General features: G+C 61.0%; 22 protein-coding genes. 17 read left to right on the top strand and 5 right to left on the bottom strand.

Going from position 1 to position 23,777, the window contains the following annotated elements; all coding sequences use genetic code 11:
• Positions 1-20: 20 nt before the first annotated feature.
• From fabD to DFT_RS23730, 5 genes are all read left to right on the top strand, one after another.
• Entirely contained in the window at positions 21-959 is a 939-nt protein-coding gene (fabD, locus tag DFT_RS23750) for an ACP S-malonyltransferase (RefSeq protein ID WP_076750847.1), read from the top strand.
• A gap of 142 nt (positions 960-1,101) precedes the next feature.
• Positions 1,102-1,464, top strand: a complete 363-nt coding sequence (gene dksA / locus DFT_RS23745) for an RNA polymerase-binding protein DksA (RefSeq protein WP_054034005.1) — start codon at positions 1,102-1,104, stop codon at positions 1,462-1,464.
• Between the two features lie 207 nt (positions 1,465-1,671).
• Complete coding sequence (locus tag DFT_RS23740) at positions 1,672-2,562, top strand: PHP domain-containing protein (protein ID WP_054034003.1); 891 nt, start codon at positions 1,672-1,674, stop codon at positions 2,560-2,562.
• A gap of 7 nt (positions 2,563-2,569) precedes the next feature.
• Positions 2,570-3,292 (top strand): ribonuclease III, encoded by a 723-nt coding sequence (rnc, locus tag DFT_RS23735; protein ID WP_054034002.1) that lies wholly within the window; start codon positions 2,570-2,572, stop codon positions 3,290-3,292.
• A complete protein-coding gene (locus tag DFT_RS23730; protein WP_054034000.1) occupies positions 3,289-4,770 on the top strand; it encodes a radical SAM protein in 1,482 nt (493 codons plus the stop codon). The genes rnc and DFT_RS23730 overlap by 4 nt, the downstream gene beginning before the upstream one ends.
• A gap of 311 nt (positions 4,771-5,081) precedes the next feature.
• Here DFT_RS23730 and DFT_RS23725 read toward each other — a convergent pair whose 3' ends face one another.
• Positions 5,082-6,779 (bottom strand): ABC1 kinase family protein, encoded by a 1,698-nt coding sequence (locus DFT_RS23725; RefSeq protein ID WP_054033998.1) that lies wholly within the window; start codon positions 6,777-6,779, stop codon positions 5,082-5,084.
• 750 nt (positions 6,780-7,529) lie between these two features.
• On the opposite strand from DFT_RS23725, the gene aroA reads away from it, so the two are divergent.
• The 5 genes from aroA to DFT_RS23700 all read left to right on the top strand — a co-directional run bounded on the left by aroA (position 7,530) and on the right by DFT_RS23700 (position 12,365).
• Entirely contained in the window at positions 7,530-8,792 is a 1,263-nt protein-coding gene (gene aroA / locus DFT_RS23720; protein WP_054033996.1) for a 3-phosphoshikimate 1-carboxyvinyltransferase, read from the top strand.
• A 118-nt stretch (positions 8,793-8,910) separates the two neighbouring features.
• Complete coding sequence (gene aroC / locus DFT_RS23715; protein ID WP_054033994.1) at positions 8,911-10,008, top strand: chorismate synthase; 1,098 nt, start codon at positions 8,911-8,913, stop codon at positions 10,006-10,008.
• On the top strand, positions 10,005-11,159 hold the full coding sequence (locus tag DFT_RS23710) for a pyridoxal phosphate-dependent aminotransferase (protein WP_054033992.1): 1,155 nt from the start codon (positions 10,005-10,007) through the stop codon (positions 11,157-11,159). Before aroC ends, DFT_RS23710 begins: the two co-directional genes overlap by 4 nt.
• The gene (locus DFT_RS23705) at positions 11,156-11,914 is read left to right on the top strand and encodes a prephenate dehydrogenase/arogenate dehydrogenase family protein (protein WP_054033990.1); all 759 of its coding nucleotides are present in this window, start codon (positions 11,156-11,158) and stop codon (positions 11,912-11,914) included. Before DFT_RS23710 ends, DFT_RS23705 begins: the two co-directional genes overlap by 4 nt.
• Positions 11,915-12,047: 133 nt before the next feature.
• Positions 12,048-12,365 carry an ATP-dependent Clp protease adaptor ClpS gene (locus tag DFT_RS23700; RefSeq protein WP_054033988.1) on the top strand — a complete coding sequence of 106 codons (318 nt, stop codon included), beginning with the start codon at positions 12,048-12,050 and terminating at the stop codon, positions 12,363-12,365.
• 76 nt (positions 12,366-12,441) lie between these two features.
• Here the strand turns inward: DFT_RS23700 and DFT_RS23695 are convergent, their stop codons facing one another.
• From DFT_RS23695 to DFT_RS23680, 4 genes are all read right to left on the bottom strand, one after another.
• On the bottom strand, positions 12,442-13,650 hold the full coding sequence (locus DFT_RS23695) for a GNAT family N-acetyltransferase (RefSeq protein ID WP_054034145.1): 1,209 nt from the start codon (positions 13,648-13,650) through the stop codon (positions 12,442-12,444).
• Between the two features lie 65 nt (positions 13,651-13,715).
• Positions 13,716-14,057 carry a hypothetical protein gene (locus tag DFT_RS23690; protein ID WP_054033986.1) on the bottom strand — a complete coding sequence of 114 codons (342 nt, stop codon included), beginning with the start codon at positions 14,055-14,057 and terminating at the stop codon, positions 13,716-13,718.
• An 18-nt stretch (positions 14,058-14,075) separates the two neighbouring features.
• A complete protein-coding gene (locus DFT_RS23685; RefSeq protein ID WP_054033983.1) occupies positions 14,076-14,516 on the bottom strand; it encodes a glycine/sarcosine/betaine reductase selenoprotein B family protein in 441 nt (146 codons plus the stop codon).
• Positions 14,517-14,618: 102 nt separating this feature from the next.
• Positions 14,619-15,443, bottom strand: coding sequence for a M48 family metallopeptidase (locus tag DFT_RS23680; protein ID WP_054034143.1), 825 nt, complete (start codon positions 15,441-15,443; stop codon positions 14,619-14,621).
• 225 nt (positions 15,444-15,668) lie between these two features.
• On the opposite strand from DFT_RS23680, the gene DFT_RS23675 reads away from it, so the two are divergent.
• From DFT_RS23675 to DFT_RS23645, 7 genes are all read left to right on the top strand, one after another.
• Positions 15,669-16,358: a cyanophycinase gene (locus tag DFT_RS23675; protein ID WP_054033980.1), complete on the top strand. Its 690-nt coding sequence runs from the start codon at positions 15,669-15,671 to the stop codon at positions 16,356-16,358.
• Between the two features lie 66 nt (positions 16,359-16,424).
• Positions 16,425-17,687 (top strand): Type 1 glutamine amidotransferase-like domain-containing protein, encoded by a 1,263-nt coding sequence (locus tag DFT_RS23670; protein WP_152972130.1) that lies wholly within the window; start codon positions 16,425-16,427, stop codon positions 17,685-17,687.
• A 189-nt stretch (positions 17,688-17,876) separates the two neighbouring features.
• Positions 17,877-19,529 carry a Gfo/Idh/MocA family protein gene (locus DFT_RS23665; protein ID WP_161807242.1) on the top strand — a complete coding sequence of 551 codons (1,653 nt, stop codon included), beginning with the start codon at positions 17,877-17,879 and terminating at the stop codon, positions 19,527-19,529.
• Positions 19,530-19,557: 28 nt separating this feature from the next.
• A complete protein-coding gene (locus tag DFT_RS23660; RefSeq protein WP_161807241.1) occupies positions 19,558-20,571 on the top strand; it encodes a Gfo/Idh/MocA family protein in 1,014 nt (337 codons plus the stop codon).
• Between the two features lie 126 nt (positions 20,572-20,697).
• Positions 20,698-21,687, top strand: a complete 990-nt coding sequence (locus tag DFT_RS23655) for a GNAT family N-acetyltransferase (protein WP_054033973.1) — start codon at positions 20,698-20,700, stop codon at positions 21,685-21,687.
• Positions 21,688-21,750: 63 nt separating this feature from the next.
• The gene (locus DFT_RS23650; protein WP_054033971.1) at positions 21,751-22,986 is read left to right on the top strand and encodes a glycosyltransferase; all 1,236 of its coding nucleotides are present in this window, start codon (positions 21,751-21,753) and stop codon (positions 22,984-22,986) included.
• 21 nt (positions 22,987-23,007) lie between these two features.
• Positions 23,008-23,703 carry a PIG-L deacetylase family protein gene (locus DFT_RS23645; RefSeq protein WP_054033969.1) on the top strand — a complete coding sequence of 232 codons (696 nt, stop codon included), beginning with the start codon at positions 23,008-23,010 and terminating at the stop codon, positions 23,701-23,703.
• The last annotated feature ends 74 nt before the right edge of the window (positions 23,704-23,777 follow it).

Raw genomic sequence — 23,777 nt, 5'->3', positions numbered from 1 at the left:
GAGATGCAAAGGAGGGGTTCTTGAAAAAGATTGCATTCTTGTTTCCCGGGCAGGGCTCGCAGAAGGTGGGCATGGGCCAGGATCTCTACGAGGCCTTCGAGGATGTAAAAGCCATTTTTACGGCGGCCGACCAGGCGTCGGGCCTGCCGATCACAAAACTGTGCTTCGAGGGCCCCATGGAGACCCTGACCGAAACCGTCAACCTTCAGCCGGCCATCACCGCCGTCAACCTGGCCTGTCTGGTCGGCATCGTAAAAAAGGGGATCACCCCCCAACTTTGCGCTGGGCACAGCCTGGGTGAATACAGCGCCCTCTATGCCGCGGGGGTGGTTTCGGCCACCGATTGCATCAAGCTGGTATACAAACGCGGAGAGCTCATGCAGCGCGAGGCCGATCGACACAAGGGCGCCATGAGCGCCGTGGTGGGGATGACCATCGATCAGCTCCGCCCCACTGTCGAACAGGCGGCAACCAGCGGGATCGTCGCCATCGCCAATCATAACAGCGCCGAGCAGATCGTCATCACCGGTGCGCCCGACGCGGTGCAGTCGACCGGAGATGCCGCAGCGGCCCAGGGGGCTCGGGCCATTGCGTTGAAAGTCAGCGGAGCCTGGCACAGCCCCCTGATCCAGGGCGCCGAAGCGGACTTCAAGGCCTTTCTGGATGGCGTGACGTTTCATGCCCCCAACTATCCAATCATCCACAACGTCACAGCGGATACCGCCGCCGAACCCGACCAGATCAAGCGACTCATGGCGGCCCAGCTTTGCAGCCCGGTTCGCTGGTACGATTCGGTCTTGAAGATGCTCGCCTCAGGAATCGACGTGTTCGTGGAAGTCGGCCCCGGTAAGGTGCTCACCGGATTGGTCAAGAAAATCGTCCCGGCCGGTCACGATGTCCAGCTGTTCAATGTGTACGATATGAAAACCCTCGAAACATTTCTCGATGCGGTGGCCTGATGTAAATACATTGAACCCTGATGGACAGGGGATGCCATGGCAAACATGCATTGTGCAACATTTCGCTTTACATCGATATTTTTAATATGGTAATCGGTCTTTTTTTAATTGGCGAAAACCCAATGCTCAAAGAGAGTTGCCTATGAAAAAGAAAGAACTTAAATATTTTGAGGAACTTCTGCGCAACCGACTCCAGGAGCTGTTGAGCCAGGCCGACCATACTGTTTCGGGTATGACCGAGCAGAAAGAGAACTTTCCAGACCCCACAGATCGTGCCACTTTGGAGTCCGATCGCAATTTCATGCTTCGCATTCGGGACCGGGAACACAAGCTGATTAAAAAAATCAAAAAGGCGTTGGAACGCATTGAGAACGGCACTTTCGGCATTTGTGAATCCTGCGGCGAAGAGATCTCCATCGAACGTCTTAAGGCGCGCCCGATGACCACCCAGTGCATCGAGTGCAAAACCAAAGAGGAGGCCTTCGAAAAGTCCCTGGGTCTTTAAATGCGCCCTCTTTAAATCCTTGACCCGGCCTCGGTCGTCAGAAAAAATCCGCGGTCGTACCCCAGCGATCACCGGCAGGATTGCCGTTGATTGAACATTCTCGGAAACGCCATTCAACTTGCACACGAAGAAGGTTACCGTTCGCCACCCTGGCGCTTCCACGCGTCAGGGTGGCGTTATTTTGCGCGCCAATAGAAAGGTCGTCTCATGGGCATAGAACCGGCTGGAAATATTGATCTCCACATCCACACCACCGCCTCGGACGGCACCTTCACGCCTTCGGAAATCATACAGATGGCCCTGGCAAGAGGGCTTGGGGCCATTGCCATAACCGATCATGACACCCTGGCCGGCAGCCGTGCCGCCCTGGCCATGCAACCGCCCGACCACCTGAACATCCTCAGCGGTGTGGAAATCAGCACCGCAGCTCCGGAGGGATTTCCCATGGCCGGCAGCCTCCACATCCTCGGTTACGGGGTGGACCTCGACGACGAGCCCCTCGAACAGGCCCTGGTCGATCTTCAGCATGGCCGGGACGAACGCATTCCCAAGATCGTCACCAAGCTCAATCGGGCAGGCATTCCCGTTTCCATCGCCGATGTGATGGCCATGGTTGTCGAGGGCAGCGCCGGCCGCCCCCATGTGGCCCAAGCCTTGATCCGTGCCGGGGTCGCACGGGATGTCAACGACGCCTTCGACCGCTTTCTGGCCAAGGGGCAGCCGGGTTACGTCGAAAAAAGACGCATCGATTGCCGGCAGGCCATCGCCTTGATTCGTGGTGCCGGCGGCATCGCAGTGCTGGCCCATCCCTATCTGGCGCCCGGCGGACAAAGCGCGGCCCTGGCCGATCTGCTGGCCACCCTTTGCGACATGGGTCTCCAGGGGATCGAGGCCTACTATTCGCGCCACTCGCCCCAAAACGTGGCCCTCTACCTCGAGATGGCCCGCCGGTTCGATCTGGTCGTCACCGGTGGCAGCGATTTTCACGGCGACTTGATACCGGACATTCTCTTGGGCAACGGCGAGGGGGATCTTTCCATCCCCTACTCGGTATACGAAGCCCTCCTTACCAGAATCGCGAAGCAAAAGGCGGCCTGAGCGCACTATGGATCCCGGCAACGAATATCTTCAACTCCAGCACCACCTGCAATACCAGTTCAACGATATCACCCTCCTGGAGGAGGCGTTGCGTCACAGTTCCTATGTCAACGAGCAGGCCGACGGCGGATTGCGCGACAACGAACGGCTCGAGTTCCTCGGTGATGCAGTCCTCAATCTGGTCATCGGGCACCTGCTCATGCGCGCCTACCCCCAGATGCGAGAGGGCGATCTTTCCCGCATACGCGCCAACATGGTCAACGAAACCCAACTGGCCGACGTGGGCCGCCACATGGATCTGGGACGCTGCCTGATGCTGGGCAAGGGGGAAATCCAGACCGGGGGCCAGGAAAAAAACTCCATTCTAGCCGATGCCGTAGAGGCGATCATTGCCGCCATCTATCTGGACGGCGGCTTTGAACATGCTTTCGCTGCCATCGAAACCCATTTCGGCGATCTCATCGCGGCGGCTCCCGATCTGGTTTCCGGGCAGGATTTCAAGAGCCGCCTGCAGGAATCCATACAGGGAAAAATCCAGGCCCTGCCGAGCTACCGCGTCGTCGATGCCTGCGGTCCCGACCACGACAAGACCTTTTACGTGGAGATGACGGCCGGAGAACTCAAGACCCAGGGCATCGGCAAGAGCAAAAAGCTGGCCGAACAGGACGCGGCCCGTCAGGCGCTGGCCCTGCTGGAAGCAGAAAAAAGAAATCGGGGACCCGAGGCTTGAGCGCACCCACACCTTCGCCGCGACCGTTCATCGTGCCGGTGTTCATTCCCCATGCCGGCTGCCCCCACCGTTGCATTTTCTGCAACCAGCACGCGACAACGGGCCAAAAGGCCTCCATGCCTTCCCTGGTCGATCTACGCAAGCACATCGACGAGTTCCTGGCGCACCGCCGGGACCCGAACCGCTACACCGAAATATCGTTCTACGGGGGCACGTTTCTGGGCCTGGCGAAGGAACAGATCCAACTCCTCCTGGCAACCGCAGCCGGCTATGTGCGTAAGGGCGTGGTCGATGGCATTCGATTTTCCACCCGCCCCGACACCATCGATGCCGAACGATTGGAACTGATTGCGCCCTATCCGGTCACCACCGTCGAATTGGGTGTGCAATCCATGCGGGACGATGTGCTGGCGCATTCGGCCAGGGGCCACACGGCCGAGGAGACCCGCCGGGCCGTCACCCTGCTCGCCGACCGCCCCTATCAGATCGGCCTCCAGATGATGATCGGACTTCCCGGCGACACGGCCGCCGGTGCGCTATCCACCGGACGCCAACTTGCCGGGCTGAATCCCGATTTTGTGCGCATCTATCCGACCGTCGTGTTCAAGGGCAGCCCCCTGGCCCGCTGGTACCAGCAAGGACGCTACGAACCGCTCTCCCTCGAGGCGGCCGTGGCCCTGTGCGCCGAACTCTACCTGATCTTCGCCCGGCATGAGATTCCGGTCATCCGCATGGGGCTTCAGGCCGGACCGGAACTCGAGGCGGACCGGGATCTGATGGCCGGTCCCTTTCATCCGGCCTTCGGTGAACTGGTCCGTTCGGCGGTCTGGCAGGATGCCATCTCCCGGCATCTGGAAAAAGAGGGGACTCGGCGGCGGCGAAGTGCTAATCGAAGTGCATTCCCGCCTGCTGTCCCAAGTCAAGGGCCGGCACGACGACAACATCATCGCCCTGCTGAACCGGCACGAGCTGCGCGCCATGGAAGTGCGGGCCAAGGACACGGTGCCCGAGGATACGGTCCTGGTGAACGGCGTCGCCTGTCGGCGCTGGTAAACCGGCACCCGAAAATTTCCCGGAAGCAATCCACCCAAAATCAATCCGCCCGGTGGATCTCCAAGGTTTCACGGAAATCCACCGGGCGGTCTGGCGCTTCATCATTGGTTTGGGTTTGCAGCCCTATCGGCCGGCCACGACATTCAACAAAAACCCCGGATGGCCGATCAGGGCCGAAAAAATTACATCGTGCGGGGAAACGCCCACACGCACCGGCCGGGCATAATGCCCCCCGTGATGGGGCCGCGGGGGGTGGTGACGATACGCGGGACCCCGATGCAGTCCATAGTGGCCCGGCCCTTTATGGAAGTGGTGATGATGGCCGCCATTGGGTCGATGTTTGTAGATGTTGGGAGGACCTCCCGGCCGGCCGTGGCCACCGGGATGGTGGGGCGCGGCATGATAGCCGTCGTGGCCGCCTTTGAAACTGCCGCGGTCACCCCTGCCGTCGGCCCAGGCATTTCCACCGACGAGAAAAATCGCTGCAACCGCCGCTATCATCCATTGGATCGCTCTTTTTTTCATGATTCACCTCTCGCATGTTGTGTCCCTCGGCCGATGATGTCCAACCATTGCGGGACGGTTTGGCTCGTATGACGCAAGAGGTCCGTCAAATGTTTACGTCAACAAAACCAGGCGTGGCTTTTTGAATCCAACTGGTTTTTTAGTTTCTGAAATTACTGTATTATTTTGATTAGCCCAAGGAATCTTGTAAACCCGACAACCCTTGCAGCCCCTATAGTTTTCCCGACCGGATGATCGAAAAGATCAGCCACAACCCCAGGATCGTGGCGATGCAGTAACCGGTCAGGCCCAGCAGTTGGGTGAGGGGCATGCGGGTTAGACCGAACAGGGAAATATCGATAGCGAGCATGTCGGGGGCCGTGGCGTTGAGGATCATCGATGCGGCGATGATGGAGGCCGACACCACGATGCCGATGGTCAGGCGGTTCAGGCCGGTCTCGAACTTGCTCGAGGCCTCCTCCAATCCACCGTGCCGCAGGTCCAGGCGGTGCTCGCCGAGGGCCAGGCGGCGCAGGATGTCGTGGGTCAACTTGGGCATCCAGCGCAGGTACCCGCCGGCCGCCTTGGCGTCGCGGCCGATGTTCTTGAAGATTTTCTGCGCCTCGTACCCGCGCTGCAGCAGCCGCTTGGCATAGGGGCGGGTCACCTCCAGCAGGCTGGCGTCCGAATCTAAAATTTTACCCAGGGCTTCGGTCTGGATGAAGGTTTTGAGGAGCAGCAACAGGTTGCGGGGGAGGGCAACGCGGTATTTATGCACCAGGCGCATGATCTGATCGTAGACATCCTTGACCGCAATGGTTTTGAGGGCGCGGCCGTAAAATGGCTCGCTGATCTCTTTCAGGTCCATACGAAATTGGATGAAATCCACCGCTTCCGGATGAATCAGGCCGGCGGCCTCGAAGGCCTCCATCACCATGTCGTAGTCGTGTTCGGAAAACCCCAGAAAGACGTTGGCGATCTGCAGCATGGTCTCTTCATCCAGATAGCCCACGATGCCGAAATCGACCAGGCTGACGCGGCCGTCGTACATCACGATGGTGTTGCCCGGGTGGGGATCGGCATGAAAAATTCCCGCCTGCATCAGCTGCCGGGAAAACGAGCGCAACCCGATCATGGCCACCTCCTGAGGGTCGATGCCGTTGCGCCGGATCTCGTCGACCTGATCCATCTTGATGCCGTCGATGTGCTCCATGACCAACACCGATTTGGAGGTGTAGAGCCAGTAGACCTTGGGAATGTATATCTCGTCGTTGTCTTTGAAGTTCTGGGTGAAGCGCTCGATATTGCCGGCCTCCACCAGCATGTCGAGTTCCCGGAAAATGGTCCGCTCGAACTCCTTGACGAGATTGACCGCGCCTAGGATGCGTCCCAGCTCATAACGCTTTTCGATCCTGGCCGCAAAATAGTACATCACCTCGATATCCTTGCGGATAAGCTTGTCGATACCGGGGCGGATCACTTTCACCGCCACTTTTTCGCCGCTTTTCAAATAGGCCGAATGCACCTGGGCCACCGATGCCGCGGCCATGGATTGGGGATCGAAATGGTCGAAGATCTGTGACAAGGGCTGCTTCAATTCACTTTCGATGATCGTCTGAATCTGTTCGAACGGGACGGGCGGAACGCGATCCTGCAACTTGCTCAACTCTTCGATGTAATCAGGGGGAAAAATATCGCCGCGCGTACTCATCAACTGGCCCAGCTTGATGAAGCTCGGCCCGAGCTCCTCGAGGGCCCGCCGGACGCGTGCGGGGTTGGGCAATCCCCCTTTGGTCATTCCAGCGGCGTCCGTTTTGCGACGCCACAGGCGCTCGGAGACTTCGCCGAGTCCGTGTTTGATCAATACGCGTGAAATGGCACCGAAGTGCCGGATACCGCGAATTCGGCGGCTGCTAAACGAAAACTCCATCTTCGCATCCTTATCTGGGAAGTGACGGTCGTGGATCGGTCCGACTTCAGACGTTATGACGTAAAGCGCAGCGGGTGTCAATTTGCTGAACGGAGAGCCTCGATTCTAACTAGTGTCCGTCCACAAATAGGCAAATTTGGCTGAGATCAAGCCGCACGAAAAATTTAACCGCAGGTATATAGTTGATATTCCAAGGATTAAATTTTTCGGGCAACGCCGATATCGGGCAAATTGGACATTTGTGGATGGACACTGACTAAACGCGATTCAACAAACCCGGCGTGGGCGGAGCAGGTGGCCGATGCCACACGCCAAGCGGTCAAGAGCCAGTAAAATGCACGGCGGGCGGCCCAGAAACTCGCTGCGCTCAAACAGTCTGGGCCGCTTGTCCGCCGTTTGCATTCAACTGGCTCTAAGACCGCAGGCTCACGTGGCCCTGGCCACCTGCTCCGCCCACGCCTGCGATGCCCGTTACCAGGAGAATTGTTTTATTAAACAACACCTTGGATGCAAGTCAGTAATTGTGAATCACATTCAGTGAAAACTCCTGACTGGGGAGTTTTGTGTGCACGGAAAGCGACGAAGCGCTTGCTTTGACGCGATGGCCGCGCTAAAAGGAAAAACCGTTCCCGCGGAAATGGCACGACCGCCGACTCCCGCAACACGCAGTATCGACAGCCACCTCCGGCAGCGGGCATCCAGGCCCTTGGCGGCGGTCGAGATCATCCAATGGCCGGGAAAGAGACTAAAATGATTCGGATTGAAGCCCAAACCATCAAAGAGGACCTCACCGTACAGGTGCCCGGCTCCAAGAGCTATACCCACCGCTTGCTCATCGCCGCCGCCTTGTCCGACGGCCGATGCCGGATCAGCAATCCGCTACGTAGCGAAGACACCCGCTTGACCTTCGAGGCCTTGAAACAGATGGGGATCCAGGGTGAGGATCTGGGCGACGATATGGTCATCGAAGGCGCCCATGGCCGCCTGGCCCCGTGCGCCGATCCCATCGACCTGGGCAATTCGGGCACCTCCATGCGCCTGCTCAGCGGCCTGGCCATCCTGGGCCGCGGCGACTACCAGTTTACCGGCACCCCGCGCATGTGCGAGCGCCCCATGCAGGCCCTGCTCGACAGTCTGCAGCAGCTGGGCATCGATGCCCGCTCGACAAAGGGCAACGGCTGCCCGCCCATCGTCGTGCCCGGCGGCCCGCCGACCGGGCGGCACACCACCATCGATTGCGGCACCAGCAGCCAATACCTTTCGGCCCTGTTGCTGACGGCCCCTTGCCTTGAGCGCGGACTCGTCATCGACGTCACCCGCGGGCCTGTCTCCCGACCCTACATCGACATGACCGCCGGCATCATGAAACGGTTTGGTATCGAGCTGCACCAGGATGGATATACCCATTTCGAAGTGCATGGCGGACAAACCTACCGCTCCGGCGATCACACGGTCGAACCGGACGGCTCCCAGGCCGGCTATTTCTGGGCGGCCGGTGCCATCACCGGCGCCAAGGTCAAAGTCCTCGGGGTCACGCCCTCTTCCTGCCAGGGCGATGTGGGGCTGGCCGAGGTCTTCGGCCGAATGGGGTGCCGCGTTGATCATGACCCGGACGGCACGGCCGTGACCGGTGGCGACCTGTCCGCCATCGATATCGACATGGGCCACATGCCCGACATGGTGCCCACCCTGGCCGTGGTAGCCGCTTTTGCCAGGGGCACCACGGTGATCCGCAACGTGGCGCACCTGCGCGCCAAGGAGAGCGATCGCCTGGCGGCCGTCTCCCAGGAGTTGGGCAAAATGGGCATCGCCACCCACTGCGGCCCGGACGAGTTGCGCGTCACCGGCGGGCAACCCCACGGGGCCACCATTGAAACCTATGACGATCACCGCATCGCGATGTGTTTCGCCGTGAGCGGTCTGAGAGTGCCGGGTGTGGTCATCACCGGCGAAGGCTGCGTGGCCAAGTCGTTTCCCAATTTTTGGGAAGTATTCCAAACGCTGTATGCGTAAGTTTTAAGTTTAAAGTGAAAGAATTCTATCGATATTAAAAATCGCCCGGCCTTTGCGCTGCCCCCGGCAGCGCTGACGGTTACATCCGGGCGAAATATTGGCGTCAAAGGATCATGTCATGTCCAGCACGCTTGGCACTTTGTTCCGCGTCACCACCTTTGGCGAGTCCCACTGCAAGGGGGTGGGCGCTGTGGTGGACGGCTGTCCGCCCAACCTGGCATTGAGCGAAGCCGATATTCAGCCCCAACTCGACCGCCGGCGACCTGGACAGAGCAAAATGACCACCGACCGCCAGGAGGCCGACCGGGTGACGATCCTTTCGGGCGTCGAAAACGGCCGTACACTGGGTACGCCCATCGGACTGTTCGTGCCCAACCGCGACCAGCGTCCCGGCGACTATGAAGAGATGTCCCAAATTCCGCGGCCATCCCATGCCGATTATACCTACCAGATGAAGTACGGTATTCGTGCGGCCAGCGGCGGGGGCCGCTCCAGCGCGAGGGAGACCATCGGGCGCGTGGCGGCCGGGGCCATCGCCGAAAAGATCCTGAGCGAGCGTTTCGGGGTGCAGATCGTAGCCTGGGTCAGTGCCGTGGCCGATGTACTTTCCGGGGAGGTGGATATGGCGACGATCACCCGGGATCGGGTCGATGGCAACTTTATTCGCTGTCCGGACGAATCGGCTGCCCGGCAGATGATGGCCGCTGTGCGGGCGGCCCGGGACGATCAGGATTCGTTGGGCGGAGTGGTCACCTGCGTGTGCCGGAACGTACCCGCTGGGCTGGGTGAACCGGTCTTCGACAAGCTCGAAGCCCAGCTGGCGCGAGCCATGCTTTCCATCCCGGCCACCAAAGGCTTCGAGATCGGCTCCGGATTTGCCGGCACGCGCCTGCGCGGTTCCCGGCACAACGATCCTTTCGTTCAAAAAGAGGGCCGCCTGGGCACCCTTACCAACAACAGCGGCGGTATTCAGGGCGGCATCAGCAACGGGGAACCCATCTATTTCCGGGTGGCCTTCAAACCACCGGCCACCATCGGCAGCCCGCAAAAGACGGTCGATTTCAGCGGCGCGTCGGCTGTGCTGGCGGCCAAAGGCCGCCACGACCCTTGCGTGGTGCCCCGGGCCGTTCCCATCGTCGAAGCCATGGCGGCCCTGGTGCTGATGGACAGCATGCTGCGCCAGGCAGCCCGCTGTATCGGGAATCTGCAACCATGATCAGCGCCGCCCCCCATCTGGCCGACCGGCTCAAGCAGGTGAGCGAGTCCCGTACCACCCGCATCTCCACGCTCGCCCAGACCCTGCGCCGGCAAGGACGAGACATCATCAGCCTGGCCGTGGGCGAGCCCGACTTTCCCACGCCCGAGCCGATCATCGACGCGACCCAACGCGCCCTGGCCGACCAGCAGACCCGTTACGGCCCTGTTCCAGGCGAGCCCATCCTGCGGGAGCAATTGGCCGAGGCGTTCGCATCGTTCGGCTACGATCGCGACAACATTCTGGTGACCAACGGCGCCAAGCAGGCCTTGTACTCCCTTTTCCAGGTGCTGTGCGATCCCGGCGACGAAGTGATCCTGACGCGGCCGTGCTGGGTCAGCTTCACCGAACAGATCAAGCTGGCCGGCGCAACGCCGGTGCTGGTCGAAGCCGCCGCCGATTTCCAACTCGATCCGGAGTGCATCGCCCGGGCCGTCACCGCCCGTACGTGCGCGATCCTGGTCAACAGCCCCAACAATCCCACCGGCGCGATATACGAACCGTCGGCCCTGGCCGAAACCGCCCGATTGGCCGCTGACCGCGGGATCTATCTCATTTCGGACGAGGCCTATCACGCCTTTACCTATGACGGCCGCGAGCATCACATGGTCCTGGCAAGCAGTCCGGACCCCCGGCGGGTGATCACGGTGCGCAGCTTTTCCAAGCATTTTAACATGACCGGTTTCCGCCTGGGATATGTCGCGGCCGACAAGGCGATCGTACTCGCCCTGGCCCGCCTGCAGAGCCATCTGACCGGCAATGTCTGCAGCTTCGCCCAATACGGCGCCCTGGCGGCCCTGCGCATGGACCCGGCGATCGTGGCGCAGCGGCGCGCCGCGTTACAAAATCGCCGGGACACGGCCGAGGCCCTTGTCCGGACACTTTTCCCCTGTTCCCACGGGGCGGGCGCCTTCTACCTCTTTCCGGATGTCAACGCCTGCCTGCGGGCGGGTGAAACCAGCGAGGACCTGGCCGAACGCCTGCTCAATCGGGCCGGGGTGGCGGTGGTGCCGGGGGAGGCCTTTCATGGACCGGGCCACATCCGTATCTCCTATGGCATCGACGAGACCCTTCTGCGGCGCGCATTCAAGAACATCAAAGAGGTGCTATGATCGGTCTGATCGGATACGGGCGCTTCGGCCGCCTGACCGTGCGCCATCTCTCCAGAGACATGGAGGTGGCGGTCTATACCCGCGGTGCGGAAAAGGCTGCGGATATCGCGGCCGCCGGCGGACGGCTGGTCTCGATAGAGGAGGCCTGCGCCCGGAACATCGTCATCGTCTGCGTGCCCATATCGGCCATGCAGGCCACCCTGGCGCAAATCGCCCCCTTGCTGCGGCCCGGCGTCACGGTGGCCGATGTGTGCTCGGTCAAGGAGTATCCGGCCCGCTGGATGCGGCAACTGCTGCCGGCGTCGGTGGAGATTCTGGCCACCCATCCCATGTTCGGGCCGGACAGCGCCGCCCATTCGCTGCAAGGCCACAAAATCGTCCTCTGCCCGGAGCGCATCCGTCCTGAAAGATATGAAAAAATCAAAGCCTGGCTCAGCGCCAGGCAACTGCAGATCATCGAAACCACCCCTGCCGAGCACGATCGCAAGATCGCACTGAGCCTCTCCCTCACCCATTTCATCGGCCGCACACTGTCCGAATTCGGCGCCCAGCCCCTGGATATCGACACTGAAGGATACAAGCGCCTGCTTCACATCCTCGGGGTGGTCAAAAACGACACCTGGCAGCTCTTCGAAGACATGCACCGGTACAACCCTTACGCCCGCGAAAAGCGCGAAGCCTTCATGGCGGCCATGGCCCGTATCCACGACCACTTGAAGGAAAAAGAGGATCAGGGCCCCAACCTCATGGGGTAGAGAAAGGCCGCCGGGCCCATTACACAGTAGGCAAAGGCGGCCAAGTCGCTAATCGGGGTTGATTCCACCGGGTCCGTGTTTAGTTTTTCGGTTTTAAGCCAACCGATGGAAACCCAATTTTGCGGAGAGACGCATGACCGTCCAACAGCCGGACACAACCGAAGTCGTCAAGGAGGAGGCCCGGACCCGAACCCAGGAGCCGCCCATGTACCGGGTGATCCTGCATAACGACGACTATACCACCCGGGAGTTCGTGGTGGAGCTGTTGGTGTACGTTTTTCACAAATCCCGCAACGCCGCCATCGAACTGATGTGGCGCGTGCATCGCCATGGCCGGGGTGTGGCAGGGGTTTACGACCGCGACGTGGCCGAAACCAAGGTAGCCGAAGCCACCATGCTGGCCCGCCAGGCCGAATTTCCCCTCCAGGTCACCATGGAGCCCGACCCCTGATTCTCAGGCGTTGCGGATTCCGTCGTCTCCTCAGCGAAGTCGTTCCCTCTGCCAAGGGCGACCGCCTTCCACCTTTCTAATGGGCCATCGTTCCCACCCCGCCCACGTCAGGCAGAGATTTCGCCGAAAACGGCAACTGTGCGTTGAGATCGTCGATTTGGGCCAGTTCAGCCCGATTGATCTCGTCGATAAAACGGTTGAACATCCTCTTCAGACGCGGTTCGTAGAACCGGTGCAGGCTGGTGTTGGCAACGGCCTCGAAGCCGCGGTAGATCTTGTGCGGCGAGCCGGCGCCCGGGTCGAAGCGCTGGATGCCGTGTTCGATGGCCCACTCGATGGGGGCGTAAAAACACATGTTGAAATGCAGGTCCTTGAGCGGCAAGGCACTGCCCCAATAGCGACCGATGAGGGTGTGTCCCTTGTAAAGCAGCATGGAGAGGGCCAGCGGTTGGTCACCGGTGGAGGGGTGATAGGCGGCTGCCAGCAGCAGCCGGTGACGGTAGCATGTGAACAGGTCCTGGAAAAAGGCGGCGTTTAAATACCTGGCGGCCCAAGGGCCGTACTGGGCATTGGTGTTGAGATAATAGCGGTACATGAGGCCGGCCATTTCCGGTGGGATCCGATCGCTGGTCAGCATGCGGATCGTGACCCCTTGCTGTTGCATGCGGCGGCGCTCGCGTCGAATGTTGCGGCGCTGGATCGATTTGAACGGGGCCAGATAATCCTCAAAAGAGGGATAGTTCCGGTTGCGCCACAAAAAACTCTGGTGACGCCAGGGCACATAACCTTGCGCGGCGGCATGATCCATCCAGGCCGGATCCACAAACAGCAGATGGCAGCCGGAGAGGCCGGCCTCCATAGAATAAGCGTCTATGGCATCCCACATGACCCGTTCAATGGCGTGGGCAGGGTCCGTGGCGTCTACGAGAAAACGATAGCCAACCGCCGGTGTGGCGGGACTCATGCCGACCAGCTTGGGGTAATAGCGGATCTGTTGCTGCTCGGCCCAACGCGCCCACCACTGGTCGAAAACAAACTCGCCGCTGCTATGGCTTTTACGATAGAATGGGGCAGCCCCGACGAGCCGGTCACCTTGCCAGACGGTAAGATGCCAGGGTTCCCAGCCGGTGGCCGGCGCGATGCTGCCCGAAGCCTCCAGCAGGTGAAGCCACTGCCACTCGAGAACAGGTGTCTCCAGGGGCAGGGCCAGGCGGTCCCATTGCTCACGGTCGATATCGGCCATGGCCGGGTACCAGCGGATATCGAAGCTCTCTTTAGCGCTCATAAAATTGACCTGGGGCATTCCGGGGCGACAGGTTGACGCCGTTGTCCGATGATAGTGCAGGCAAATTAAGGACGAGTCGGTCGGTTGTCACCCGGGGACGCAGATGGCGAGTGGTCCGTGATCCCCTGATCCTCGCACAAGACACAGGCGTGGTCGGGGTCGGCATCCTTGAGCAGTTTTTCGACGACGATCGTACCCGGCGTATCGATGCGCTGTAGGTGATGGAGCATCAGGCGCAACAGCTGCAATTGGCGGAAGTGCTGGTTGGGGAAACCGAACGGGTGGCCCAGGGGAAATCCGGTGAACAGGGCCCGGGGCGGTTTGACCTTCTGGCTGATGCCTCTGGACAGGGTAATCGAGAGGGTCGGCAGACCGGATGCCTCTATGACGCGCTGGATCAGCCCCACGGACTGATTGCAGATGCCTCAGGCCGGCGTCAACAACACCAGATCAACGGCGTCCTGGCGCAGAAGGCGGGCCACCTCTGGGGCCGTGCGGTGCATGAGGGTATGAATGTGCGGCGGCAGGATATGGCCCATGAACGAGAAGTGGCGGGAAGCCACCGACCCGATTTCTCCGGCCCGGGCCAGATCGCGCAACCGCTCCATGGGAAAGACCACATTGATGTCCCGATCGGCATCCGTATGGTCGTAATAGTTGTGGGTGATCTTTAAATCGGCTGGATCGGCGTCCCCCGGTATGGATCTGAAGGTCGGATCTCCGGCCGGATCGCGCATGTTGTAGGACGCCTCGCTCTTCAAATGGACGCCGGCCGTGGTGACCAACGCCACACGGCTCTCGGAGATCCGGGTCGTGAGGGGGGTCCACGGACTGTCGTCAAACTCGACAAACTTGTGGTTCCGCACCCAACGGTGGAACAGCGCCGGAAACCGGGTGAACAGTTTGGCGAATGCCTGATCTTTAAATGTCTTCAGATCGATAACGCACCTCGCGGTCTTTTGCCGTGCCTACCGTTTACGGGCCTTTTGGTAGTATTCCAAGGCCTCGGGCAGATGTTTCTGAATATCCTTGATGCGGCTGTCCGGGGCCGGATGGGTGGAGAGTAATTCGGGCGGCCGCTCTCCCCCCTCCTGGTTCATGCGCTGCCAGAAGGGCACAGCTTCCCGCGGATCATAACCGGCCATGGCCATCAACACCAGGCCGATGCGATCGGCCTCGCTTTCGTGCAGGCGGCTGTAGGGCAACAGCACCCCCACGCTGGTCCCTAGCCCATACGCCCCCATGAAGAGCGCCTGGGTCTGGGCAGGTTGCTGGGAAAGCGCCACGGCCAGGGCCGCACCGCCCAATTGGGTCAACAAGGCCTGGCTCATGCGTTCGTTGCCGTGGTTGGCGATGGCATGGGCCACCTCGTGGCCCAGCACCACCGCCAGGCCGGTTTCGGTCTGGGTGTATTTCAATATGCCCGTGTAGACGGCCGCCTTGCCGCCGGGCAGAACCCAGGCATTGACGGTCTTGTCGTCTTCGATGAGGTTGAATTCCCAGTCAAATGAGCCGGCCAGGTCGTTTCGCCCCGAGCTTCTCAAAAAATCCTCGGCCGCATTGGCGATACGGATACCCACCTCGCGCACCATGGCCGACTTGGCCTGGTCCTTGGAAAGCTTGCTCTCTTTGAGGGTTTGCTGGTACTGCTCGACCCCCATGCTGGCCAACTGGCTGTTTGAAACCAGGTTCAAACCGCTGCGGCCCGTCACCGGCACCGTGGAGCAGGCCGAAACGAGCAGCATGACGGCCAGTAAGATCCACCATAACCCACATCCATAGCTTCTCTTCATGATGTCATCCTTTTCAAGGGCACCCCGGCCATCCTTTACAAAAGGCGCCGGCGTCATAACATAAAAGGGCGGTTTCAGCCGACATGCAAGGGATTCGTGCGGCTGTGAAATCAAAAGATAACCCAAGTGCCGGATCTTGTCCATGCGCGAAAGGAAATCGGAACCAATGGGCCAACGAACCCACATCATGACAGCGATCGCCGAAGGTCGCCTTGGGACAGCGTGATGGGCCATCTGCTGTTACAAGGCGGCGCCGAATTCAAAGGCCGGATGGCCGCGTCGGACCGCGAGGCCCTGGCCCGTTGCGGTGGAACGGATGGAGCGGTCTTTATCATCCCCACGGCCGCAGTACCCGACAACAACCACCAGCGAGCGGGAGGCAACGGGGAGCGCTGGTTCCGTTCCCTGGGCGCCGTTCGGGTTCAAGTGCTCGACCTGGTCGACCGGCGCGCGGCCAACGATCCGGCGATAGCGGCCCAACTGCAGCCGGGAAGCCTGTTCTATATGCTGGGTGGGTTCCCCGGATTTCTGGCCCGAACCCTGGCCGGCAGTGTGGTCTGGTCGGCGATTCGCGCGGCCTTGGACCGCGGCGCCGTACTGGCCGGCAGCAGCGCCGGTGCCATGGTGATGTGTGACCTTTTTTACGATCCCGCGCAGGCGGACATCGCCACCGGACTGGGGGTGCTGCCCAACGCCTGCGTGCTGCCGCACCACGATACCTTCGGTCGGCAATGGGTCGCCCTTCTGCGCCCGCAGATGCCCCAAGCCACGTTGATCGGAATCGACGAGGAGACAGGGGTCATCGGCCACCTGGAAGAAAATGAGTGGATGGTATATGGTCGGGGTACGGTAACGCTTTACCGGCCCGACGGAATGACGGCGCGGTTCCCCAACGGAATGGTGTTTCACTTTTGATGGACTCGTGAAATGTCTTTGCTGGACGGCGCCGCAAGTTTTGAATTTACCCAAGAAGGGTACACCATGCAAAAACAACCCGGTGTCATTGCGCTCATGGGGTCAGGCGAACTGACCACGACCATGGTCGAAGTTCATAAAGAACTGCTCGAACCTTACGGCGAACGGGCCCAGGCCGTTTTTCTCGATACACCGGCCGGGTTTCAGCTCAATGCCGACGATATCTCCAAAAAGGCGATCGACTATTTCCAGAACCGCGTACTGCGACCCTTGACCGTCGCCTCCCTGAAATCGGCCGAGGCGGGCCGGGAGGGAACCGTCGAACAAGCGTACCGTCGGGTGCGGGAGGCCGATTACATCCTGGTCGGTCCCGGCAGCCCCACCTATGCCTTGCGTCATTGGAAACAGACCCACATCCCCGAACTACTGGTCCAGCGTATCTCAGAAGGCGGCACCTTTGTCGCGGCCAGCGCCGCCGCCCTGACCGTGGGACGCGTCACCCTGCCGGTCTACGAAATCTACAAGGTAGGCGCATCCCCTTTCTGGGCAGAAGGGTTGAACCTGCTGGCCCGGTTCGGGATGAACTGGGCGGTCATTCCCCATTGGAACAACGCCGAAGGGGGCAACCACGACACCCGCTTCTGTTTCATGGGCGCACCCCGCATGGCGCAGCTTGAGGCGCAGTTGCCGGACGGCACCGGTCTGCTCGGCCTGGACGAACACACGGCCCTGATCATCGATCTGGCGCAGGACCGAGCCGAAATCCGGGGTATGGGGTCCGTCACGCTTCGGCGGCATGGCGGTGAGCAGGTGTTTGCCAAAGGCGACCGCATTCCTCTGGGGCTGCTGCGCGGAGAGGACGTGCTGGATGTCAAGGCGCCGGCGTCGGGCGAACCCGCAGGGCCGTCAGCGGACAAGAGAACCGTTGCGGATGGCGAGGACCGCGTCTGGCAGCCGGTTGAGGATCTGGCGGACAAGGTTCAAGCCCATCTCGTTGCCGGCCGGGTCGAACCGGCCACCCAGATCATGCTCGAACTCGAACGCCACATCGCCGATGTCCGCGAGCAGCTTCAGGAGCGCAGCGCGGAAGGCGCCGCTCGCGAGGCGCTGCGCGGCCTGATCGTGCTCTTCGGGACCCATCTGGCCCGGCGGCCGGCGAGCCGCCGCGACTGCCTGGCGCCCCTGGTGGAGCCTCTGCTGGCCCTGCGGGTCCAACTCAGGGAGAAAAAATTGTGGGAGGTCGCCGATGCAATCCGCGACACCCTGCAGCAGGCGGGCGTGCTGGTCGAGGATACGGCCGAAGGCGTGCGTTGGCACCTCATCCGTTGAAGAAACATAAAGTAGTGTCCGTCCACAAATAGGCAAATTTGGTTGAGATCAAGGCGTGCGAAAAATTTTAGCGCAGGCATATAGTTGATATTCCGAGGATAAAATTTTGAGCAGAACGTAGATATCGGGCAAATTGGCCATTTGTGGATGGGCACTAAGTAACCGTTCAGAAAGGGGGCATACCGGATGATGTCGCATCCCAACATCGCCATTTTATGGGTTTCATTGACTTCATGCGAGCGGCACAAGGCATGGCTTTCCGATCTGCAGGCCTTTCCCCACGTCCGCCTGGCGTGCCAACCCCATCTACCCGACAATTTAGACCCCTATCAGGTGGTGATCACCGCCCAGGACGGCTATTCTCCTGCCGAGGTCAAACGTCTGACCGAATTTGCCAGCCGTCGGGGGCATGGCTGGCTGGTGTGGACCGAAGCACCCCAAGCACCGCTTCCTCAAATATGCGGCGTCCAACTACAGACGCTCGATACCCCCACCGAATTGCGGGTGCTGTTCGACCAACCTGAAACGCCCCTGGCCGCCCGCCTTGACGAAGCAATCTATGTGGCCGGCACCCGCCAGACACTCAACATCATCGACTCGCAAACCAACATCGTCATGTACGCCGACTGGCGCTATACCCATCAGGCCGTCCTCACTCAACGCCCCGTCGGCAGCGGCGCCATCGCGACGACCACCCTCCAGGACACCGGGCATCCGGTAGTCCGCAAGGTGCTGTACCGATTGATGCGTCAAATGGCCGGAGAACAACCCCTTCCGCGGGAGATGGGGGCCGCCCTGCTTGGTTATGCACCTTCGGTGGGTCGCCTGCATGGTCTCGGCCTGATGGAAACCCAAGGGTTTATCCTGCGTGCGGCCTGCGATCTCGATCCCAGTCGCCGGGCCCAGTTTCAGACGGATTTCCCCGGCGTAACCATCTACCCTCAAGCCGAAGCACTGGCTGCGGACGACTCGGTCGACCTGGTCATCGTGACCACACCGCCCAATACCCACGCCCGATTGAGCTCGCAGATGATCGCGGCCGGCAAACACGTGGTGTGCGAAAAACCGCTGGCCCTCAACACCCATGAAACGGCCGCCATGGCCGACAGCGCCCGACAGCACCGGAGACTGCTCTGCTGCCACCAGAACCGCCGGTTCGATGCGGACTATCTGGCCATAGAACGTGCGGTCAACAACGACCTGATCGGCGACCTGTTCTACCTGGAGACCTTTGTCGGCGGCTTCCAGCACCCTTGCGGCTACTGGCACTCCCATACCCCGATCTGCGGCGGCACCACCTATGACTGGGGGGCTCACTACCTGGACTGGATCGTGGCGCTGATGCCGGAAACGGTGCACACCGTTCGATGCACCCGCCACCAGCGCGTGTGGCATGACGTGACCAACGCCGACCAGGAGCGCATCCAGATCCGGTTTGCGCACGGCGGGGAAGCGGAGTTCCTCCATTCGGACATCGCCGCGGCCCGAAAACCCAAGTGGTATCTGCTTGGCACCGGGGGCGCCATCGTGGGGCACTGGCAGGAGGTCTGCATCCACCGGCCCGATCCGGTGCACTACTATGACACCCATGCCATACCGATCACCGAGATGACGCCGCGATTGACCGCCTATTGCCGTGACACGGAGGGCCGAATCTATGCGCGCGATTTGCCCGCCCCGCGGCCGTCGCCGTTCGCGTTTCACCGCAATCTGGCCGACCACATCCATCTGGGTGAGCCCTTGGCAGCGCCGCTGGCCGATTCGATGCGGGTGGTAGCGATACTGGAAGCAGCCTCCCGCTCGGCCGCCAACGGCGGAAGCCCGGAGGTCATCGATGGTTGATGCGGGAATTGATATGGGGGGTGAGACAGTGGTTGATAGGATCCAGTGGGGGGTCTTGGGCAATGCCACCATCGCCCGCAAATGCGTGCTGCCCGCCATCCTCAAATCGCGCAACGGCATCGTGCGCATGCTGGGTTCCCGGACACCCGAGCAGGCCGTCGAACAGATGGCCGGGCTCGGCGTCGAGCGGGTGGTAGCGAGCTACCAGGCCGTGCTCGACGATCCGTCCGTGGATGCCGTCTACATTCCTCTGCCCAACCACCTGCACTGTCCCTGGACGATCCGGGCCCTCAATGCCGGCAAGCACGTGCTGTGCGAAAAACCCCTGGCCTGCAATGTTCATGAGGCCCGGGAAATGGCGGCGGCGGCGCGAGCCAATGACCGTCTGCTCATGGAGGCCCTCATGTACCGCTTCCATCCGCGCAGCCAGCAGATCAAACAGCGTGTGGAGCGGGGGGCTATCGGCCGTCCGACCCTGGTCCAGGCGGCCTTTACCTTTCACATGGAGGACGCTGTACTGGCCAGCGGCGACAATGTTCGCCTGGACCCAGAGAGCGGCGGCGGTGCCCTCCTCGACGTCGGTTGCTACGCCGTCAGCACGGCCCGCTGGCTGATGGGCCGGGAGCCGGTGGCGGTCCAGGGAATGGCTGTCCGTAATGAGCGTGGCGTGGATTTGCTCTTTGCGGGACTGCTCGACTTCGGCGGACAGGCCCTGGCCACCTTCGAGGCCGGCTTCATCAGCGCGCTGCAGCAGACCTTTCGCGTGGTCGGCAGCCTGGGCGCCATCGAGCTGCCCCACAATGCCTATATCCCCTGGGATTCCGATGCCGGTTATGTGCTGCGGCGGGCAGACGAGGAGCAGGGCACGCCCATTCGGGTTGGCCGTGCCGACGAGTACCAATTGATGGTCGAGCATTTTGCCGATATGGTGCTCGAACGAACCCCCCGGGCCATCGTCCCGCTCGAAGAGAGCATCGAAAATATGCGCGTGCTCGATGCGCTGGCCGATGCCGCGGTCAAGGGCCGAGCCGTCCACCTTTGACGGCCTCGACCCACGCCGGATTCAATGCGCATCGTGAAGAACCTGAAACGCAGCGCCGAAGCACTTGGCTTGGAAACAGTGGATACAAAACAAAAACAAATGGATATGCCAATTTAAAGTTAAGGAGTGGCCCCCCTGTCGAACCTCTCGGTCCATATCGAAACCCTGGATAGCTATGCGGACATCCTGCGCCGTTCCCCGGTCGCACTCTCCTGGAACTGCCTGTTTACCCGGCCTTTCTGGTTGAAAGCAGTTTGCCGCCATTTGGGAACCCCCGGAGACCCTTGGATCGTAACGGTCAGCGACGGCGACCGCATCCTCGGCATCGCTCCGCTGGCCATCGAACACAAGACCGCACGGTTTCTTGGCAGCCACGAGGTATGCGATTACCAGGACGTGGTCTGTGTTCCCGATACGGGTATCCCGGCCGTGGCCGCCATGCTGGGCCACCTGGCCGCCCAAGGCATCCGGCAACTGGACCTGCGCACCCTGCGGCCCGATGCGACCATTCTCCACGCTTTAAGATCGCTGCTGCCTGGGCAGGTCGAAGCCGGTCTCACCCAGGAGGATGTCGCGTTCGAAGCCGATCTTCCGGGAGACTGGGATGCGTATCTCATGCAGCTCAACGGCAAGCAGCGGCATGAAGTGCGACGCAAGGTGCGGCGCCTGGAAAATCACGGCCTCTTTGCCTACCGGCGCATTGCCGAAAATGACCCCGCTCTCCCGGCTGCCGCCGACACCTTCATCGACCTGTTCCGGCGCAATCGCAACGACAAGGCGGATTTCATGTCCGATGGCATGGCGGCCTATTTCCACGATCTCATCCGCGGCGCGGCGGGTGAGGGGCTGCTGCGGCTTTACTTTCTCGACGTGGACCGGCAGCCCGTGGCCACGGTTCTGTGTTTCGACTACAGAGGCGTTCGCTACCTCTACAACAGCGGATACGACGAGCGTTTCGACGCCTTGAGCGTCGGTGTGCTCAGTAAGGTGTTCAGCATCAATGCCGCCATTGAATCCGGTTGCCGCCGTTACGATTTTCTAAAGGGTGCCGAGGTCTATAAAAAACGCATCGGCGGACACGAGGTGCCGTTGTATCGCCTCCGCATCACGTTGTAAGGGTGCCCTTTACTTGAGTCGTTCAAGCTTTCCTGCATTTATGCGCAAAAGAAACGCTATCGCATGCACACCCCAAAATTGAACATCGCCATGCTCAGCCTCCACTCCAGCCCCATCGGTCCGATAGGCACCCAGGACACAGGCGGCATGAGCGTCTATGTACGCGAGTTGTCCCGCTGGCTGGCGGCCAGAGGCCATCGGGTGGACATCTTCACCTGTGTGGGCGACGGCGCACCGGAGGTCGAACTCTATCCACGGGTACGTCTGATCCGTCTGGGAGGGCCGCTTGGAACAGGACCGCCTAAAGCGGACCTGCCGGCGCGACTGCCCCGGGTATTCGAAGCCCTGGACAGCTACAAGCGCAGCCATCGGCGCAATTATGGCCTCATTCACAGCCACTACTGGCTCTCCGGTGTGGTGGGGTGCATGGCCCGGGACCAATGGAAACGCCCCCATGTGACCACCTTTCACACCCTGGCCGCCCGCAAGAACAGGGATTCATCCATGGAGAACGAACCGGACCTGCGCCTGGCGAGCGAACGGCGGATAGCCGACCTTGCCGACCGGATCATCGTTCCGGTCCAGGACGAGGGTCGCTTTATCGAGGAGACCTATGGCGCGCCACGTTCCAAGATCCACACCATTCCCGGCGGCGTCGATCTGGAACGGTTCATGCCCATGGATCGTTGCACGGCCCGAAGGCAGTTGAATCTGCCGGAAGATGCATTCTTGATCCTTTACGTAGGCCGTTTTGCGCCGTTGAAGCGGGTGGACCATCTGGTCTCGGCCGTGGCACGGCTTCGGTCCCAGGGCAGGCAGATCCAACTGGTTCTCGTGGGTGGCGACGACCCTGGCACGGCCAGCCGACAGGCGCTCGAAGCGGCGGCCGGTCGATTACAGATCGAGGATGCCGTGCACTTTGCGGGTCGGGTGGCCCAGGAAGCGTTACCGGCCTATTACAATGCGGCCGACGTGATGGTCTTGCCGTCGGATTACGAGAGTTTCGGACTGGTCCTGCTCGAGGCGCTGGCCTGCGGTACCCCGGTGGCCGCCACGCGAGTGGGCGTCGCGCCGCAAATCGTCGAAGAAGGGATCAACGGCACCCTGCTGGCGGGCAACCGTGTCTCCGACCTGGTCTCCGGCATCGCCGGCATGATGGAGACAAAACGCGCGGCCGCCGTTCGCTTGCGATCCACGGTAACACCCTACGGCTGGCCGGGCATTGCCGATGCCGTGGTCGATGTTTACGTTTCCGTGAACGCCAACGGCAGCGATCCTGCCGTGACGGAACCCATATGATCTGAAAGGAAGCGTTGTATCGTGAAAGCACCCGTAGACATTCTGGTCATTACCGCTCATCCGGACGACGCGGAGTACGGAGTCGCCGGCACGGTGGCACTGTGGATCCGCGAGGGCCGTTCGGTGGCCTATGTGCTCTGCACCAGCGGCGAAAAGGGGACCTCAGACCGCACCCTGACCCCCGAAAAGCTGGCTGTCATACGAGAGCAAGAGCAGCGGGCGGCCGCCGAGATCCTTGGCGTGCGCGAGGTGGACTTTCTGCGCTACCCGGACCAGAGCATCGAAGACACACCCGAGCTGCGCAAACACATCGTACAGATCATCCGCGCCTATCGACCCCACACGGTGGTGACCACGGATCCTTATCGCCGTTACGTCTGGCATCGGGACCATCGCAATATCGGCCAGGTGGTCCTGGACGCGGCCTTTCCCTTTGCCCGCGACCACGGCGCCTATCCCGATCTGCTGGAAATGGGTTATGAACCCCACAAGATCAAAGAGCTTTGGTTCTTCGGCACCGAAGATATCAACCACTATTCGGACATCGAGGAGACGTTCGACTTAAAGCTGGCGGCCCTCAAATGCCACGCCAGTCAGATGCGGGAACTCGAGCTCGAAAACCTGGACGAATGGATGCGCGCGCGGTACCGTAACCTGGCCAAGGACAGCGAATATGAACTGGCCGAGGCCTTTCACCGTGTCAAACTGCCCGGATAGCCCACAGCGATTATAACTGAATGTCATTCATTAGACCCGGCCCGGGCGGGACAGGTGGCCGATAACCCACAAGA

It is taken from the genome of Desulfatitalea tepidiphila (assembly GCF_001293685.1).
Lineage (GTDB): Bacteria > Desulfobacterota > Desulfobacteria > Desulfobacterales > Desulfosarcinaceae > Desulfatitalea > Desulfatitalea tepidiphila.
Note: the sequence above shows the minus strand (reverse complement) of the source record. Positions and strands in the feature narration are given on the sequence as shown.